This window comes from Mycobacterium branderi (assembly GCF_010728725.1).
GTDB classification, from domain to species: Bacteria; Actinomycetota; Actinomycetes; order Mycobacteriales; family Mycobacteriaceae; genus Mycobacterium; species Mycobacterium branderi.
The window spans coordinates 3,849,099-3,868,460 of record NZ_AP022606.1; the positions used below are offsets into that span (position 1 = coordinate 3,849,099).

At 69.3% G+C, this 19,362-nt stretch carries 5 protein-coding genes; 4 read left to right on the plus strand and 1 reads right to left on the minus strand.

The features are described from left to right. Positions 1 to 119 precede the first annotated feature (119 nt). Both G6N47_RS18775 and G6N47_RS18780 read left to right on the plus strand, forming a co-directional pair. A complete protein-coding gene (locus G6N47_RS18775; RefSeq protein WP_083131895.1) occupies positions 120 to 12,482 on the plus strand; it encodes a type I polyketide synthase in 12,363 nt (4,120 codons plus the stop codon). A 15-nt stretch (positions 12,483 to 12,497) separates the two neighbouring features. After that, a complete protein-coding gene (locus G6N47_RS18780; RefSeq protein WP_083131894.1) occupies positions 12,498 to 15,101 on the plus strand; it encodes an NAD-dependent epimerase/dehydratase family protein in 2,604 nt (867 codons plus the stop codon). 19 nt (positions 15,102 to 15,120) lie between these two features. Here the strand turns inward: G6N47_RS18780 and G6N47_RS18785 are convergent, their stop codons facing one another. After that, positions 15,121 to 15,789, minus strand: a complete 669-nt coding sequence (locus G6N47_RS18785) for a hypothetical protein (protein ID WP_083131893.1) — start codon at positions 15,787 to 15,789, stop codon at positions 15,121 to 15,123. A gap of 42 nt (positions 15,790 to 15,831) precedes the next feature. Here G6N47_RS18785 and G6N47_RS18790 point away from each other — a divergent pair, with 42 nt between their 5' ends. Together G6N47_RS18790 and G6N47_RS18795 are read left to right on the plus strand one after the other, a co-directional pair. Then, entirely contained in the window at positions 15,832 to 17,337 is a 1,506-nt protein-coding gene (locus G6N47_RS18790) for a carboxylesterase/lipase family protein (protein WP_083131892.1), read from the plus strand. A 10-nt stretch (positions 17,338 to 17,347) separates the two neighbouring features. Next, the gene (locus G6N47_RS18795) at positions 17,348 to 19,336 is read left to right on the plus strand and encodes a DUF7064 domain-containing protein (protein WP_083132003.1); all 1,989 of its coding nucleotides are present in this window, start codon (positions 17,348 to 17,350) and stop codon (positions 19,334 to 19,336) included. The last annotated feature ends 26 nt before the right edge of the window (positions 19,337 to 19,362 follow it).

Sequence of the window (19,362 nt, forward strand, 5' to 3'; positions counted from 1 at the left end):
ACAGTCGCGCCATGGATCGCTGGGCAAGGCCGGTATTGGCCGCGGACCCGGCTCACCGACTTTCGTGACTCGGCCGCATTCCGGGTTTGGCGACCGACGTTAGGCGAGGGGTAACAAATATGGCTGACCAACTCCAGCATGCGACCGAAGCGCTGCGTAAAGCGCTGGTCCAGGTGGAGCGGCTGAAGCGCAAGAACCGCGCTCTGCTGGAACGGTCCGGTGAACCGATCGCGATCGTCGGGATGTCCTGCCGGTTCCCCGGCGGAGTTCAAAGCCCTGACGACTTGTGGGACATGGTCGCCCAGGGCCGAGACGTGATGTCGGAGTTCCCCACCGATCGCGGCTGGGACCTGGCCGGGTTGTTCGACCCCGACCCCGACGCGCCGCACAAGTCCTACACCCGGCACGGCGGATTCGTCGACGACGTCGCGGGTTTCGACGCCGGGTTCTTCGGGGTGTCCCCGAGCGAGGCGCTGGCCACCGACCCGCAGCACCGGATGCTGCTGGAGCTGTCGTGGGAGGCGTTGGAGCGCGCCGGAATTGACCCGACCGGGCTGCGCGGCAGCGCCACCGGCGTGTTCGCCGGGATCATCGTCCAGGGCTACGGCATGCTCGCCGAAGAGATCGAGGGCTACCGGCTGACCGGCATGACCTCCAGCGTCGCGACCGGCCGGGTGGCCTACGTGCTGGGACTGGAAGGCCCGGCCGTATCGGTGGACACCGCGTGCTCGTCGTCGCTGGTGGCGCTGCACATGGCGGTGCAGTCGCTGCGCTCGGGGGAGTGCGACCTGGCCCTGGCCGGGGGAGCGACGGTCAACGCGACGCCGACGGTGTTCGTGGAGTTCAGCCGGCATCGGGGGCTCGCGCCCGACGGCCGGTGCAAACCGTACGCGGGCGCGGCCGACGGCGTCGGCTGGTCCGAGGGCGGCGGCATGCTGGTCGTCGAGCGGCTTTCGGACGCCCGGCGATTGGGCCATCCGGTGTTGGCTGTGGTGCGCGGGTCGGCGGTCAACCAGGACGGTGCCTCCAACGGGTTGACGGCGCCGAACGGTCCGTCGCAGCAACGAGTGGTGCGCGCCGCGCTGGCCAACGCCGGACTCAGCCCGGCCGAAGTCGATGCGGTGGAGGGCCACGGCACCGGCACCACACTGGGCGATCCCATTGAGGCCCAAGCACTTTTGGCGACCTACGGACAAGACCGGTCCGAGCCGCTCTGGCTGGGGTCGATCAAGTCCAACATGGGGCACACCCAGGCCGCCGCAGGTGTCGCCGGTGTGATCAAGATGGTGCAGGCCATGCGCCACGAGACACTGCCGGCGACATTGCATGTGGATTCGCCTAGCCCGCATGTGGATTGGTCGGCGGGACGGGTGTCGCTGCTGACCGAACCCCACCCGTGGCCGGCCGACGGCAAAGCGCGCCGCGCCGGAGTGTCGTCGTTCGGGATCAGCGGCACCAACGCGCATGTGATCATCGAATCCGTCCCGCCCGCGGATCCGCCCGCCAAGGCCGTCAAGCCCGTGGCGCTGCCGTGGGTGGTGTCGGCGAAAAGCGCTGCGGCACTGAGCAAGCAGGCCGCCCGGTTGTCGAAGTTTGTGGCCGCCCGCACCGACCTGGACCCGGTCGACGTCGGCTGGACCTTGGCGGGCCGGTCGACCTTCGAGCATCGCGCGGTCGTCGTCGGCTCAGACCGTGACCAGCTGCTGGCCGGGTTAAGCGAACTGGCAGACGGTCTGCCCGGCGCACACGTGATCCAGGGCAGCGCCACGCCAGCCGGCAAAACCGTGTTCGTCTTCCCCGGCCAGGGCTCCCAATGGCTCGGCATGGGCGTCGAATTACTAGACCATGCACCGGTTTTCGCCGAGCACATGCAGGCCTGGGCGGACGCCTTCGCGGAGTTCGTCGACTGGTCGCTGATCGACGTGCTGCGCGGCACGCCGGGTGCGCCCGGCCTCGACCGGGTCGATGTCGTACAGCCCGCGCTGTTCGCGGTGATGGTGTCGCTCGCCGAACTGTGGCGATCCATCGGTGTGCGGCCGGACGCCGTGATCGGCCATTCGCAGGGTGAGATCGCCGCCGCCTACGTGGCGGGTGCGTTGTCGTTGCGCGACGCCGCACGGGTCGTCACGCTGCGCAGCAAGATGCTGCGAGAGTTGGCCGGCCGCGGCGGCATGGTGTCGCTGGCCTGCGACATCGAACAAGCTCGAGAATTGTTGGCGCCCTTCGGGGATCGGATCAGCATCGCCGCGATCAACGGCCGCTCCGCGGTGGTGGTATCCGGCGAAGTGCCGGCGCTGGACGAGTTGATCCGGCACTGCACGGAACGCGAGCTGCGCGCCCGCCGCATCGACGTGGACTACGCGTCGCATTCCGCCGACGTCGAGGCAATCCGCGACCAGCTGGCCGAGGCGCTGGTCGGCATCGAGCCCCAATCGTCGCGCACCGCATTCTTTTCCACGGTCACCGGCAGCCTCTTCGACACCGCCGGATTGGACGCCGACTACTGGTATCGCAACATCCGGCAGACCGTCGAATTCGACCAGGCGGTCCGCAGCGCCTGTCAGCAGGGCTACCGAACCTTCGTCGAATCCAGCCCGCATCCGGCGTTGATCGCCGGCATCGAGGACACCGTCACCGACCACGGCGCGAACCCCATCGTCATTCCCACCCTCGGCCGCGACGACGGCGGGTTCGACCGGTTCCTGACCGCCGCCGCGCAGGCCTTCGTGTCGGGCGTCGCCGTAGACTGGCGCGCGGCGCTGCCCGGCGGGCAGTTTGTCGAATTGCCGACGTATGCCTTTGAACGGCGGCGGTTTTGGCTCGCCGGCGACGGCGCCGCACTCGACGCTGCCGGTCTGGGCTTGGCGTCCAGCGAGCATCCGCTGCTGGGAGCGGTCGTGGAGCGACCGGACTCCGGCGGCGTGGTGTTGACCGGCCGCCTGTCGCCGTCGTCGCACGGCTGGCTGAACGACCACGCCGTCTCGGGGATGACCGTGTTTCCCGGCACGGGATTCGTCGAGTTGGCCATCCGCGCCGGCGACGAGGTCGGCTGTTCGGTAGTCGACGAACTGACGCTGCAGGCACCGCTGATGCTGCCCGCCTCCGGTTCGGTGGCGCTGCAGGTCGTCGTCGGCGCGGCCGACGAGACCGGCAAGCGCACCGTATCCGTGTTCTCCCGGGAGAACGCAGATGCGGCGTGGACCTGCCACGCCGAGGGCGTGTTGAGCTCGGAATCTGTTGAGGCGGCAGCGGATTTGTCGGCGTGGCCGCCGTCCGGCGCCAGCGCTGTCGACGTGGCCGACGGCTACGAGCGGTTGGCGGCCCACGGCTACGGATACGGCCCGGCATTTCGCGGGCTGACCGCGATGTGGCGCCGCGGCGACGAAGTGTTCGCCGAAGTGACCCTGCCCGAGGCTGCCGGCGGGGTCAGCGGGTTCGGCGTGCACCCGGCGCTGCTGGACGCGGCGCTGCACGCGTTGGTCGTCGGCCACGATGCGGCCGAACTGGCTTTGCCGTTCTCCTGGCAGGGCGTAACGCTGCATGCCGCGGGCGCGTCGGCGGTCCGGGCGCGAATCTCGCCGGCTGGCCCGTCGGCGGTGTCGGTCGAGCTGGCGGACGGTTTGGGGCTGCCGGTGTTGTCGGTGTCGGCGATGGTGGCGCGTCCGGTATCGCAACAGCAGTTGATGGCAGCGGTATCCGGTTCGGGTGCCGACCGGTTGTTCGAGCTGGCCTGGTCACCCGCTTCGGCGGGTAACGCGCCTACGCCGTCGTACGAGATCTTTGAATCGCTGCCCACAACAGAGGATGCCGTCACCGCCGCTTACGAGCGCGTACACACGGCGTTGACAGCGGTGCAGACCTGGCTCTCCGAACGCGACTCGGGCGTTCTCGTCGTCGTCACCCGCGGCGCCATGGCGCTGCCCGGAGAAGATGTCACCGACCTCGCCGGCGCCGCGGTGTGGGGGCTGGTGCGCTCGGCGCAGACCGAGCATCCCGGGCGGCTGGTTCTCGCCGATGTCGACGGAAACATCGATGCGGCAACGATTTTGGCGGTCGGTGAGCCGCAGGTGCTGCTGCGCGACGGCGTGGCGTACACGCCGCGGGTGCGCGGCAGCCGCGCGGTCGACGGTCTGCTGGTGCCCCCGGATGGCGAGAAGCCGTGGCGGTTGGGTCTTTCGGCCGCAGGCACATTCGAAAACCTGCAACTCGAACCGGTGCCCAACGCCGACGCGCCGCTGGGACCGGGCCAGGTCCGCGTGGCGGTCCGGGCCATCGCCGCCAACTTCCGCGACGTGATGATCACGCTGGGCATGTTCACCCACGACGCGCTGCTGGGCGGCGAGGCCGCCGGCGTGGTGGTCGAAGTCGGGCCCGGCGTCACCGAATTCGCGGTCGGGGACGCGGTGATGGGATTCTTCCCCGACACCAGCGGCACCCTGGTGGCCGGCGACACCCGGCTGTTGCTTCCGATGCCGGCCGACTGGTCGTTCGCCGAGGCCGCCGGCGTCTCAGCTGTCTTCACCACCGCCTACTACGCGTTCCTGCACCTGGCCGATGTGCGGCCGGGGCAGCGGGTGTTGATCCACGCCGCCACCGGCGGTGTCGGCATGGCGGCCGTGCAACTGGCCCGCCATTTGGGGCTGGAGATCTACGCCACCGCCAGCCGCGGCAAGTGGGACACGCTGCGGGCCATGGGCTTTGACGACGAGCACATCGCCGACTCGCGCACCCTGGACTTCGAGGAGAAATTCCACGCGGCCACCGGCGGTCGCGGAATGGATGTGGTGCTCGACTCGCTGGCCGGAGATTTCGTCGACGCCTCGCTGCGACTGGTCGCCCCAGGCGGCGTCTTCCTGGAGATGGGCAAGACCGACATCCGCGATCCCGGCGTGGTGGCCGAAAACTACCCGGGCGTACGCTACCGCGCCTTCGACCTTTTCGAACCCGGCCGGGCGCGCATGCACCAATACCTGCTCGAGCTCGCAAAGCTGTTCGACGACGGCGTATTACGGCCGTTGCCGGTGACCACATTCGACATCCGGCGCGCCCCGGCGGCATTGCGGTATCTGAGCCAGGCGCGCCACACCGGCAAGGTCGTGATGACGATGCCGGACGCGTGGGCGGCGGGCACGGTGTTGATCACCGGCGGTACCGGGATGGCCGGCTCGGCGCTGGCGCGGCACGTGGTGGCCGAGCACGGGGTGCGCCACCTGCTGCTGCTGAGCCGCCGCGGCGCGGACGCCCCCGGCGCGGCCGAGCTGGCGGCCGAGCTGCGGGACGCCGGCGCGCAGGTGCAGGTGGTGGCCTGCGACGCGGCCGACCGCGAAGCCTTGGCCAAGGTGATCTCCGATATTCCGGTGCAGCATCCGCTGTCGGCGGTGATTCACGCCGCCGGGGTGCTCGATGACGCGGTGGTGACTTCGCTGACCCCGGAGCGGGTGGACGCGGTGCTGCGGGCCAAAGTCGACGCGGCGTGGAATCTGCATGAGCTGACCCGGGATCTGCATGTGTCGGCGTTCGTGATGTTCTCGTCGATGGCCGGCCTGGTGGGCTCCTCTGGCCAGGCCAACTACGCGGCGGCCAACTCGTTCCTCGACGCACTGGCTGCGCACCGGCGCGCCCACCGGCTGCCCGCGACCTCGCTGGGCTGGGGACTGTGGGAGCAGGCCAGCGAAATGACCGGCGGACTCGACGCCGCCGACCGGGCCCGGCTGAGCCGCAGCGGCGTCAAGGCGCTGTCCTCCGCCGAAGCGCTGCAGCTGTTCGACACGGCGATGATCGTCGACGAGCCGTTCCTGCTGCCGGCACACATTGACACCGCAGCGCTGCGCAGCCACGCCGCGGCGGTGCCGCCGATGTTCAGCGAGCTGATCACCGCGCCGGCCCGCCGCCGCGTCGACGAGTCGCTGGCCGCCACCAAGTCCAAATCTGCTCTGGCGCAACGGCTGCACGGGCTATCAGAGGACGAGCAGCATGCCATGCTGCTGACTTTGGTGCGCTCCCACATCGCGACCGTGCTCGGCAACACCACCCCGGAGGCCGTCGACCCCGACAAGGCCTTCCAGGATCTCGGGTTCGACTCGCTAACCGCGGTCGAAATGCGCAACCGACTCAAAGCCGCCACCGGGCTGGCACTTTCGCCCACGCTCATCTTCGACTACCCGACACCAAGCAGGCTCGCCAGCTACATGCGCACCGAACTGGCCGGTGTCCCGCAGGAAATCAAGCAGGTTCCCGCGGTCCGCGCCACGGGCGACGACCCGATCGCGATCGTCGGGATGGCGTGCCGCTTCCCAGGAGGAGTCAACAGCCCCGACGATTTGTGGGACATGGTGGTTCAGGGTCGCGACGTGCTCACCGAGTTTCCGTCCGACCGTGGCTGGGACCTGGCCGGGCTGTTCAACCCCGACCCCGACGTGCCCGGCGCCTGCTACACCCGCACCGGCGGCTTCGTCGACGGCGTCGCCGACTTCGACCCCGGCTTCTTCGGCGTCGCCCCGAGCGAGGCGCTGGCGATGGACCCCCAGCAGCGCATGTTCCTCGAACTGTCCTGGGAGGCGTTGGAGCGGGCAGGAATTGACCCGACCAGCCTTCGGGGCAGCGCCACCGGTGTGTTCGCCGGCGTCATGACGCAGGGCTACGGCATGTTCGCCGCCGAACCGGTCGAAGGCTTCCGGCTGACCGGCCAGCTGTCGAGCGTGGCCTCGGGTCGGGTAGCGTACGTGCTCGGCCTGGAAGGACCCGCGCTGTCGGTGGACACCGCATGCTCGTCGTCTCTGGTCACGCTGCACATGGCGGTGCAGTCGCTGCGTTCGGGCGAGTGTGACCTGGCGCTGGCCGGCGGCGTCACGATCAACGCCACCCCCGATATCTTCGTGGAATTCAGCCGCTGGCGCGGACTTTCGCCGGACGGGCGCTGCAAAGCGTTCGCCGGGGCAGCCGACGGCACAGGATTCTCCGAGGGCGGCGGCATGCTGGTCGTCGAGCGGCTCTCGGATGCGCAGCGGCTGGGCCACCCGGTGCTGGCGGTGGTGCGGGGTTCGGCGGTCAATCAGGACGGCGCCTCCAACGGGCTGACCGCGCCCAACGGCCCGTCGCAGCAGCGGGTCGTGCGCGCCGCGCTGGCCAGCGCAGGCCTCAGCCCCGCCGACGTGGACGCAGTGGAAGGCCACGGCACGGGCACCACGTTGGGCGATCCCATTGAGGCGCAGGCACTTTTGGCGACCTACGGGCAGGACCGCAACGAGCCGCTGTGGCTGGGCTCGATCAAGTCGAACATGGGCCACACCCAGGCCGCCGCGGGCGTGGCGGGCGTGATCAAGATGGTGCAAGCGATGCGCCATCAGATGCTGCCGGCGACATTGCACGTGGACGAACCCAGCCCACACGTGGATTGGTCGGCGGGACGGATCGCATTGCTCACCGAACCGCAGCCATGGCCGGCCGACGGCAAAGTGCGTCGCGCCGGGATCTCGTCGTTCGGGATCAGCGGCACCAACGCGCATGTGATCATCGAGGCCGCCCCGCCGGTGGACGAGCCGGACGACGAGCCGGTGAAGCCGCCGGCGGCGCCGTGGGTCGTGTCGGCGAAAACCGGTACCGCGCTGAGCAAGCAAGCGGCCCAACTGGCCGGCTATATCGACGACCACCCTGAGTTGGAACCTGTCGACGTGGGCTGGTCGCTGGCGGGCCGGTCTACGTTCGAGCATCGGGCGGTGGTCGTCGGCTGCGACCGGGAGCAACTGCTTGCGGGGCTGGCCGAACTGGCCGACGGCACCCCCGGCGGCACGGTCATTCAGGGCTGCGCAACGCCGGCCGGCAAGACCGTGTACGTCTTCCCTGGGCAAGGCTCCCAATGGCTGGGCATGGGCATGGGCCTGCACGCCACCTACCCGGTCTTCGCCGAAGCGTTCAACACCGTCGTCGGCGAACTGGACCGCCATCTGCTGCGACCGCTGCGAGAAGTGATGTGGGGCCATGACGAAACCCTGCTCAACACAACGGAGTTCGCGCAGCCCGCGCTGTTCGCACTCGAAGTGGCATTGTTCCGGCTGCTGGAATCCTGGGGCATGCGTCCCGACTACGTGATGGGCCACTCGGTCGGCGAACTGACCGCCGCCCACGTCGCCGGCGTCCTGTCGCTGGAGAACGCGGCGGTCCTGGTGGCCGCGCGGGGACGTTTCATGCAGGCGTTGCCCGCCGGCGGCGCCATGATCGCGCTGCAGGCCACCGAAGAGGAAGTGCGGCCGCTGCTCACCGACGACGTCGGCATCGCGGCGATCAACGGACCGACGTCGGTGGTTGTGTCGGGCGCCCAAGAAGCTGTGGCCGCGGTGGCCGAAAGGCTACGTGGAATGGGCCGCCGCACCCACCGGCTGGCCGTCTCGCATGCCTTCCACTCGCCGTTGATGGAACCGATGATCGACGAGTTCGCCACGGTTGCAAGCGGACTCGCTCTCGGTCAGCCCGGTATCCCGATCATCTCGAACGTGACCGGGCAGCTGGCGGGCGACGACTTCGCATCCGCGCAGTATTGGACGACGCACATCCGCCAAGCGGTGCGGTTCGCCGACAGCATCCGCTTCGCGCATTCCGCCGGGGCCGCCCGCTTCCTCGAGGTGGGCCCCGGCGGCGGGCTGACGGCCTCCATCGACGAATCGCTGTCCGACGCCGACATCGTCTCGGTGCCGATGCTGCGCAAAGACCGCCCCGAGCCCACCAGCCTGACCACCGCTGCCGCACAGGCTTTCGTGTCCGGCGTCACGGTCAATTGGCGGAAGGTGCTGGGCGGCGGCCGGTTTGTCGAATTGCCGACGTATGCCTTTGAGCGACGGCGATTCTGGCTTTCCGGCGACGGCGCCGCGGTCGACGCCGCCGGACTGGGATTGGGATCCAGTGAGCATCCGCTGCTGGGTGCCGTGGTGGAACTGCCGGCTTCCGGGGGAGTGGTGCTCACCGGTCGGCTCGCACCTGCATCGCAGGCCTGGTTGAACGATCACGCGATCGGCGGTGTGGTCCTGTTCCCCGGCGCCGGATTCGTCGAAATGGTGATCCGCGCCGGCGACGAAGTGGGTTGCGGTGTCGTCGAGGAGTTGATGCTGGCGGCGCCGCTGGTGTTGCCGGCCACCGGCTCGGTGGCGGTGCAGGTGGTCGTCGGTGGAGCCGACGAGACGGGATCGCGTGCGGTATCAGTGTTCTCCCGCGCCGACGCCGGTTCTGTCTGGGTATTGCATGCCGAAGGCCAGGTCAGTTCGGGAAGTGTCGAACCGGGCGCGGAGCTGTCGGCCTGGCCGCCGGTGGGTGCCGCACCGGTCGACGTGACCGGCGTCTACGAGCAGTTGGCCGCCCGCGGCTACGGGTACGGTCCGGCGTTCCAGGGCCTGACCGCGATGTGGCGCCGCGGCGACGAGTTGTTCGCCGAGGTGTCGTTGCCGGCCAACGCGGGTGTGTCGCCGGCGGGATTCGGTGTGCATCCGGCTGTCTTGGATGCTGCGCTGCACGCGGTGATCGTGGCCACCAACGGCGCCGATGCGGACGGCGGTGTGCTGGTGCCGTTCTCGTGGCAGCGGGTGTGCCTGCATGCCGCCGGGGCATCGGCCGTGCGGGCCCGGATCGCGCCGACCGGTCCGTCGTCGGTGTCGGTCGAGCTGGCCGACGGGTTGGGGCTGCCGGTGTTGTCGGTGGCGGCGATGGTGGCCCGGCCGGTGTCTCAGCAGCAGCTGATGGCGGCGGTGTCGGGCTCGGGCCCGGACCGGTTGTTCGAGGTGAACTGGTCGCCCGCGCCCCTTGGAGCGGATGCCACGCCGTCGTACGAAATCTTCGAATCCGCGCCGACGGCAGGGGATCCGCTGACGGCCACCTTCGAACGCGCGCATGCCGCGTTGGCTGCGGTGCAGTCGTGGGTGTCCCAGCCGGACTCGGGCGTGCTTGTTGTCGTCACTCGCGGCGCGGTGGCGGCGTTGCCGGGCGAAGTCCTCACCGACTTGCCAGGGGCCGCGGTGTGGGGGCTGGTGCGCTCGGCGCAGACCGAGCACCCCGGCCGCTTGGTGCTCGCCGATGTCGACGGTGACGTCGACGCCGAGGCGATTTTGGCGGCCGGCGAACCGCAGGTCGCGGTGCGGGGCGGCGTCACCCATATCGCGCGGGTGCATGGCAGCCGCGCAGTGGACGGGCTGCTGGTGCCGCCGGGCGGTGACCAGCCGTGGCGGTTAGGGCTTTCCAGCCCAGGCACATTCGAGAACCTGGTGATGGAGCCACTGCCCGACGCCGACGCGCCCTTGGCGTCCGGGCATGTCCGGGTTGCGGTCGAGGCGATGGCCGCCAACTTCCGCGACGTCATGATCACCCTGGGGCTCTATCCCGACGAGGACGCCGCGATGGGCGTCGAGGCGTCCGGTGTCGTCGTCGAAATCGGGCCTGGCGTCACCGAATTCGCGGTGGGCGACCGAGTCGCCGGCTTGTTCCCGGAAGGCACCGGAACCGTCGCCACCACCGACCAGCGGCTGCTGCTGGGAATCCCCACCGGCTGGTCGTCCACCGACGCCGCCACCGTGCCGGTCGTGTTTGCGACGGCGTACTACGCGCTGTCGACGTTGGCCGAGGTGAGGCCTGGCCAGCGGGTGCTGATTCACGCCGCCGCCGGCGGTGTTGGCATGGCGGCCGTCCAATTGGCTCGGCACTGGGGGTTGGAGGTATTCGCCACCGCCAGCCGCGGCAAGTGGGACACCTTGCGCGCCATGGGTTTCGACGACGACCACATCGCCGACTCACGCAGCCTGGACTTCGAGGACAAGTTCCGGTCGGTGACCGGCGGCCGCGGGATGGACGTGGTGCTCGACTCGCTGGCCGGCGATTTCGTCGACGCCTCGCTGCGGCTGGTCGCCCCGGGCGGCGTGTTCCTGGAGATGGGCAAGACCGACATCCGCGACCCTCGTGTAATCGCCGAGCACCACGCGCAGGTTCGCTACCGCGCCTTCGACCTGTTCGAAGCCGGGGCGGACCACATCCGGCGGATCCTGAGCGAGCTTGCCGCGATGTTCGCGAACAAGTCGCTGAAGCCATTGCCGGTCACCAGGTTTGACATTCGTCGCGCGCCGGCGGCGTTGCGGTATCTGAGCCAGGCCCGCCACGTCGGCAAGGTCGTGATGACGATGCCTGACGTCTGGGCCGCCGGCACGGTGTTGATCACCGGCGGTACCGGAATGGCCGGTTCGGCGCTGGCGCGCCACGTGGTGACACAGCATGGAGTGCGCCACCTGCTGTTGCTCAGCCGCCGCGGCACGGACGCACCGGGTGCAGCCGAGTTGGCCACGGAGCTTCGCGAAGCCGGCGCACAGGTGCAGGTGGTAGCGTGCGATGCGGCCGACCGCGACGCGCTGGCCACAGTCATCGGCCAACTCGAGCACCCGCTGTCGGCGGTGTTCCACACGGCCGGGGTGCTCGACGATGCGGTGGTCACGACGCTGACGCCGGAACGGATGGATGCGGTGTTGCGCGCCAAGGTGACAGCGGCGTGGAATCTGCATGAGCTGACCCGCGACCTGCATGTGTCGGCGTTCGTGATGTTCTCGTCGATGGCCGGCCTGGTGGGCTCCTCCGGACAGGCCAACTACGCGGCAGCCAACTCGTTCCTCGACGCACTGGCCGCGCACCGGCGCGCTCAGGGCCTGCCCGCCATCTCGCTGGGCTGGGGACTGTGGGAGCAGGCCAGCGGCATGACCGGCGACCTCGGGACCGTCGACTTCGCCCGGTTCGCGCGCGACGGCATTGTGGCCATGTCTGCCGGCGAAGCTCTTTCGCTGCTCGACACCGCAATGATTGTCGACGAGCCGTTCCTGCTGCCCGCCCGCATCGACTTCACTGCACTGCGCGCCAAGCACGACTCCGGCACCCTGCCGCCGATGTTCGTCGACCTGATCAACGCACCGGCGCGTCGTCAGGTCGACGACTCGCTGGCAGCAGCCAAGTCGAAATCGGCGCTGCTGCAACGCCTGGAAGGGTTGGCGGAAGACGAGCAGCATGCCGTGCTGCTGGATCTGGTGCGCTCGCACATTGCCACCGTGCTGGGCAACACCACGCCCGAGGCCATCGATCCCGACAAGGCGTTCCAGGAACTCGGGTTCGACTCGCTGACCGCGGTCGAGATGCGCAACCGGCTCAAAGCCGCTACCGGGCTGGCACTTTCGCCCACGCTCATCTTCGACTACCCGAATTCCGCAGCGCTGGCAGGATACTTCCGCCAGGAGCTGCTCGGCGCTGAGAGCCAGGTGCCGGAAAAGGTCGCGCCCGGGGAAGCGGAAATCCAGCGCGTCGTCGCGTCGATTCCGGTCAAACGCCTCCGGCAGGCCGGGGTACTGGACCTGCTGCTGAGTTTGGCCAACGAAACCGACGGCACCGCCGCGTCCGAGGTCAGCGAAAAAGACCTCGCGGACATGGATCTCGACGACCTGGTCAATGCGGCGCTGCTCGACGACGACGAGTAGACCCGGGGCCGGCCAGTGAGAATTGCCGTCACCGGTGCGAGCGGCGTCCTTGGTCGCGGCATCGCGGCCCGGCTGCTCACCCTGGGCCACGATGTCGTCGGACTGTCTCGGCGTTGCCCCGAAAGCTGGCCCACTGCAGCAGAATTCGTGCAAGCTGACATCCGCGATGCACGCGCTGTACGGCGCGCGATCTCCGGTGCGGACGTCGTCGCGCACTGCGCCTGGGCAACCAGCGACGAGGTCAACGTCGGCGGCACCGCCAATGTCCTCGACGCGACGGCCGAAACCGGCGCCCGGCGGGTCGTATTCGCCTCCTCGGCGCACGTTTACGGCCAGCGTCGCCCGAACGCGTCGCCGCTGACCGAGCACGACGCGCTGAATCCGGCGTCCGCGCAAGGCCGCCAGCAAGCCCGCGTCGAGGAGATGCTGGCCAACGGCGGCGCGGAGTGGGTGGCGATCCGCTCTGCGGTGATCCTCGGCCGAAACGTGGACAACTGGGTGCTGCAGCTGTTCGCGGCGCCGCTGCTCCCGGGCCTCAACCCATCCGAGCGCCTGCAGGTCGTGCACGCCGACGACGCCTATCGGCTTTTCGTGCGGGCAATTCTCGACCCCGGTGTCGACAGCGGGGCGGTCAACCTGGCCGCGCCGGGGGAGCCGACGTTCGCCGAAATCGCTGCCGCGCTGGGCCGCCGGATCGTGGGCATCCCGCCCGCGTTGCGCCGCTGGGCGGGCAGCTCGTTCGCGGAACTGCTCGACACCCCGACGATGGACACGTCGAGGCTGCGCGACAAATGGGAATTCACCCCGACGTGGACTGCCCGGGAATGCGTCGAGGACTTCGCGCTGGCTGTGCGCGGCCGGGTGAGTATCGGTCGGCGGGTGGTGTCGCTGCCCTGGCAGCTGACCACTGTGCAGGACATTCCCTCCGTCGACGCGCCGGCCGCGGACGGGACCGTTCCCGTGCTGGCCGGTCCCGAGGGCAGCAACGGGGAATTCGACACGCCGATCGATCCGCGCTTCCCGATGTTTTTGGCCACCAACTTATCCGAGGCGCTGCCCGGACCGTTCTCGCCGTCGTCGGCGTCGGTGGCCGTGCGCGGTCTGCGGGCGGGCGGTGTGGGCATCGCGGAGCGGCTGCGCCCGGGCGGCCTGGTGCAACGCGAAATCGCCACGCGCACAGTCGGAGTGTTCGCCCACCGCCTCTACGGCGCCATCACCACCGCGCACTTCATGGCTGAAACGGTGCCGTTCGTCAAACCCGAGTCGGTGGTCGCCAACAGCCAGTTCTTCGGCCCCAGCCTGGCCACATTGCCGATCTTCGGCGAGCAGCGGCTACCGCCTGAACCCCGCAGCGTGCCAAAACCGTTGCGCACCTTGCGCAATCTTGGGATCTTCGGTCTCAACCTGGTCGGGCTGAGCGCCGGCACCGCACGTGACACCCGCGACTACATCGCCGACATCGACCGCCTGGAACAGCTGACCGGCGGGGATCTCACGCAACTCGACGAACGTCGCCTCCAGAGCCTGATCTTGCTGGCGCGCGATCTCGTCGTGCACGGCTGGGTGTTGGCATCGGGGTCGTTCATGACGTTCGCCGCGTTCAGCGTGTTGCTGCGCGGCCTGGGCGGCCGCAATATCGCGCCGTCGGCGGGTCAGGATCTGGTCAGCGCGCGCCTGCTCGGCGCTCTGCACCGGCTGGTGGCCGTAGCCCGGCGCGACCCGAACGTCGCCCGCATACTCGCCGAGCCGGGCAAGCACCTCGATGTGCTGGCCAGAAAGGCACCGGAATTTCATGCTGCCGTTCTCGACGAGCTGGCACTGATCGGGCACCGCGGCCCCGCGGAAGTGGAGATGTTGTCGACCACCTATGCAGACGATCCCGAGCTGCTGCTGCGGATGGTTGCGAAATCGCTGAATACGTCGACGATCCCGGAACCGCGGCACCTGCCGATCCCCGTGCAGGCGCGGCCCGTGGCGGCGCTGGCCGTGCGCCAGCTGCGCGACCGTGAAGCTCGTCGCGACCGCATGGTGCGCGCCATTTGGGTGTTGCGCCGACTGCTGCGGGAATACGGTCGCCGCCTGGTGGATTCCGGCGTCCTCGACGCTCCCGACGACGTGTTCTATCTCTTGGTCGACGAACTCGATGCGTTGCCCGCCGACGCCGCAGACGTTGTGGCGCGACGGCGCGCCGAACGCGCCCGGCTTGCCGACGTCAGCCCGCCCCCGGTGTTCAGCGGCAGCTGGCAGCCCGGCAGCACGCTGACGACCGTGCTCGCCGCGGGGGAGACTCTGCACGGCCTCGGCGTCTGCGGCGGACGGGTGCGCGGGCGGGTCCGGATCGTGCGCCCGGAGACCATCGACGAACTGGAACCCGGCGAGGTGCTGGTGGCGGAGGTCACCGATGTCGGGTACACCGCCGCCTTCTCCTATGCAGCCGCCGTCGTGACCGAACTGGGCGGCCCGATGTCGCACGCCGCGGTGGTGGCCCGCGAGTTCGGATTCCCGTGTGTAGTCGACGTCGCCGGCGCCACGCGGCGACTGCCGCCCGGGGCGCTCGTCGAGGTCGACGGCGGCACCGGTGAGATCCGGGTACTCGAGCTCGGTGCATTACCCGAATAACGATCGGTAGCAACAGGTTTCAGCAGCTGAACTTCTCGCCCACACCATCGGGTGGTGGCGCCGACTGCAGGCACCCGAACGGCTGCACACCGGCGGCGGCCAACCGAACCGCCGAGCGGTGCGCGTAATTCACGCACACCACCGCGTCCTGGTCGGCACGACACCGATAGTCGCTGAACGACAACGACTTTCCGGCCGGCAACTCGGGCCCGTCGCCACGGGCGAACGGTCCGGGATCGGCACGTGCCGATCCGACCTGCAGGCTGGCGCCGTCGAAGTCCACCCAGCCGCCCTCCCAGTGGCCGTACGCCGTCGCCGGCCGCGGCGGCGGATGAACCAGGTCGACCAGACAGGCCAGCGCGCCGCCGGTGTGCTTGGTATCGGTCATGCAGGTGACTTTGCCGACGCTGAAAGCGATGTCGTCACCGAGTTCGGTGGTGACGCCATTGCGCGTCGCGCGGTGAAAACCGGCGGGGTCGGCGGGTGAACCGCCGTCGATCCAGGCTATGACGTCGGCGATCGGCGCGTCGGCCGACGGCGCAGCGGACGGGACAGCCGCCTTGCCGGGAGACGGCGTTGGCGCCGACGCATGCGACGTGGCCCCGGACGTCCGTTCCGGGTGGCCGGTGATCTCGTGCGAACATCCGGCGACCAGCAGTGACGCTGCGAGCAGCGGGGCAATTCGCATGTCGTTAGGTTAACGGGCGGCGTCGTTCGCTACCGTCGGGATATGCACGAACACACCGTCCGCGCACGCACCGCCGCCGGCACCGTCGAGGGATTCACCCGTGACGGCGTGCACCGGTGGCGTTCCATTCCCTACGCCCGCCCACCGGTCGGGCCGCTCCGATTCCGGGCGCCGCAACCGGTCCAGCCGTGGTCGGGTGTGCGGCATTGCCACGCGTTCACCAAATGCGCGCCGCAAGAGCGCCGCTACACCATCCTCGGTCCCGGCAAATTTCAGCCGAGGGGCGAGGACTGCCTGACACTCAACGTCGTCACTCCCGAGGACGCGCGCGGCCAGGCGTTGCCCGTCATGGTGTTCGTGCACGGCGGCGGATACATCCTGGGCAGTTCGGCTACTCCGCTCTACGACGGCGCGGCGCTGGCCCGCCGCGGATGCGTGTACGTGTCGGTGAACTACCGACTCGGGGCGCTCGGTTGTCTGGACTTGTCGTCGCTGTCGACGGCCGAGATCACCATCGACAGCAACCTTTTCCTGCGCGACCTGGTGATGGCGTTGCGCTGGGTGCGCGACAACATCGCCGTGTTCGGCGGCGACCCGGACAATGTCACCTTGTTCGGCGAAAGCGCGGGCGCCCACGCCGTCGCCACCATGATGGCCGTACCGCAGGCCAAAGACCTGTTTTCCCAGGCTATTTCGGAGAGCCCCGCGTCGGGCATGGTGCGCTCCCGCGAGATGGCGGCAGACTTCGCCGCGCGTTTCGCCGCACTGCTGGGAGTTCGTCGGCAAGACGCGGCCCACACGCTGATGCAGGCGTCGCCCGCCGAACTGGTTGGGGCGCAAAACCGTTTGATCGACGAGGGTGTGCGAGACATCCTGGGCGCGTTCCCGCTGGGCCCGGCTTTCGGCGACGACTGCCTGCCACTGGATCCTCTCGACGCGATGCGCCGCGGCGAGGCGCACCGCATTCCACTCATCGTCGGCACCAACGCCGAAGAGGGCCGGCTGTTCACCCGTTTCCTGCGAATGCTGCCGACCACCGAGCCGATGATCGAAGCCCTGCTGGCCGAGGTCGATCCGGCTGCGCGGGAACGCATTACCCGCGCCTACCCGGACTATCCGGAGCCCTCGGCCTGTATCCGGCTCGGCGGTGACTTCGCGTTCGGCTCGGCAGCCTGGGAAATCGCCGAAGCCCACGGCGCCCACGCGCCGACCTACTTGTATCGTTACGACTACTCGCCGCGCACGTTGCGCTGGTCGGGTCTGGGCGCCACCCACGCCACCGAACTGCTCGCCGTGTTCGACGTCTACCGCACCAGATTGGGCGGGCTGCTCACCGCGGCCGGCGACCGGCGCTCCGCGCTTCGGGTCAGCAACGAAATACAAAGGCGCTGGCGCTCATTCAGCCGCACCGGATCGCCCGGTGACGGCTGGCCCGCCTACACCGACCCCGACCGGGCCGTCATGGTCTTCGACCGCAAATCCCATGTCGAATTCGACCCGCACCCCGAGCGGCGAATGGCATGGCAGGGCTTTTCGCTGGCGCGGTGATGTGACGATGATGCCGCCACAGGCCGACACGGTGATCGAACGCCCGGCTGACCTCACGGCCGCGTGGTTGACCGGTGTGCTGGGCACCGGGACCGTCACCGATTTCACTGTCGAACGCATCGGCACCGGCCAGATGAGTGAGTGCTACCGCATCCGACTGACCTACGCCGACGTTGGCGCACAGCCGGATTCGGTGGTGCTCAAGGTCGCCGCCACCGACCCGGTGAGCCGTCAGACCGGGCTGAGCCTGGGCCTCTACGAGCGTGAAGTGCGGTTCTACCGCGAAGTCGCGCCGCGGCTGTCCGGGCCCGTGGCGCCCTGTTACCACGCCGCGATCGATGCCTCGTCCGGCGCTTTCGACGTGCTGCTCGGCGACGCGAGCCCGGCCGTCGTCGGCGACGAAATCCGCGGTGCCACAGCCGCTCAGGCCGAGCTTGCGGTGCGCGAGCTGGCCCGCTTACAGGGCCCACTGCTCGGCGATGCCGCGCTGGCCGACGCGCCGTGGCTTAACCGGGACACGCCGGTCGACCAGGCGCTGATCGGCCAGCTCTATGCCGGCTTCGTCGACCGCTACGGCGAGCGGATCGCACCGCAACATCGTGCGGTGTGCGAACGGCTGGTGGGCGCCTTCGACGCGTATCTGGCTCGAGAGACAGACACATTGCACGGTCTGGTGCACGGCGACTACCGGTTGGACAACATGCTTTTCGGTGCGGTCGGGGCCGAGCGTGCGTTGACGGTGGTCGACTGGCAGACGGTCACCTGGGCTCCGGCGATGACCGACCTGGCCTACTTCCTCGGCTGCGCGCTGCCGGCGGGCGACCGGCGCGCACAGTACGACGCGCTGCTGCGGACCTACCACGAGACGCTCGGCCAGGATGCGCCCATCAGCTTGGCCGATGTGCGCGACGGGGTGCGCCGGCAGAGCTTCTTCGGGGTGATGATGGCCATCGTCTCGTCGATGCTGGTGGAACGCACCGAGCGGGGCGACGCGATGTTCATGACGCTGCTGCAGCGTCATTGCGAGCACGTGCTCGACACCGACGCGCTCGCGACGCTGCCAGCACCCGCGCCACTCGAGCCGCTGCGCCCGTCGGCGGACGACGAAGCCGCACACGCCGCGACCGGCGAGCCGCTGTGGAGCGAAAGCTGGTATGCCGACTTCGCCGATACCGCAAAGGGTTTCGGCGGCTGGGTCAGGATCGGATTGATCCCCAACCAGCGCCGGGCATGGCTGCACGCCCTGCTTTGCGGGCCCCACATGCCCACCATTGCCGTGGCGGCGTTCGATGCCCCGCTACCCGCCGACCCGTGGACGCTGCGCACCGACACCGTCGACTTCACCCACTCTGCCGGCACCCCCCTGCAGACGTATCACGTCGCGCTGCAAGGCCGCGGCCAGTCATACGCCGACCCGTCGGCGCTGCTGCGCGGTGAAGAAGGTGAACCGGTCGAGGTGGCAATGGATCTGGTGTGGACCACCGACGGCACGCCATATCAGTATCGGCTGACCACCCGCTACGAGATTCCCTGCACGGTGTCGGGCATCGTCACCGTCGACGGCACGCAGTACCGCGTCGACTCGGCGCCCGGCCAGCGCGATCACTCGTGGGGAGTCCGCGACTGGTGGGGCATGGACTGGAACTGGAGCGCACTGCATCTCGACGACGGAACGCATCTGCACGCCGTCGACATCCGGATCCCCGGCACTCCGGCGATCGGTATCGGCTATATGCAAAACAACGACGCAGTCACCGAGTTGACCGCCGTCGCCGGACGGGAAGTGTTCGGCGACAACGGGTTACCGACGGAAGCTACGCTGGCCGTCGATCCCGGCGGCATCACGGCGGCCGTCGACCTCCACGGCCATGCACCGCTGCGGCTGGTGGCCGACGACGGTCGGGTCAGCCAGTTTCCGCGAGCGTGGGGCACGGTGCGCACCGCGGACGGCCGAACCGGTGTGGGCTGGCTGGAATGGAACCGCAACACGCAGCAGTGAGTCCCACGCGGCCGCCGATCGTGGTC

Bases quoted from the DNA above. Each gene is read 5' to 3' on its own strand.
- G6N47_RS18775 (WP_083131895.1), top strand. From the start codon at position 120: ATGGCTGACCAACTCCAGCATGCGACCGAAGCGCTGCGTAAAGCGCTG.
- G6N47_RS18785 (WP_083131893.1), bottom strand. From the start codon at position 15,789: ATGCGAATTGCCCCGCTGCTCGCAGCGTCACTGCTGGTCGCCGGATGT.
- G6N47_RS18790 (WP_083131892.1), top strand. From the start codon at position 15,832: ATGCACGAACACACCGTCCGCGCACGCACCGCCGCCGGCACCGTCGAG.
- G6N47_RS18795 (WP_083132003.1), top strand. From the start codon at position 17,348: ATGCCGCCACAGGCCGACACGGTGATCGAACGCCCGGCTGACCTCACG.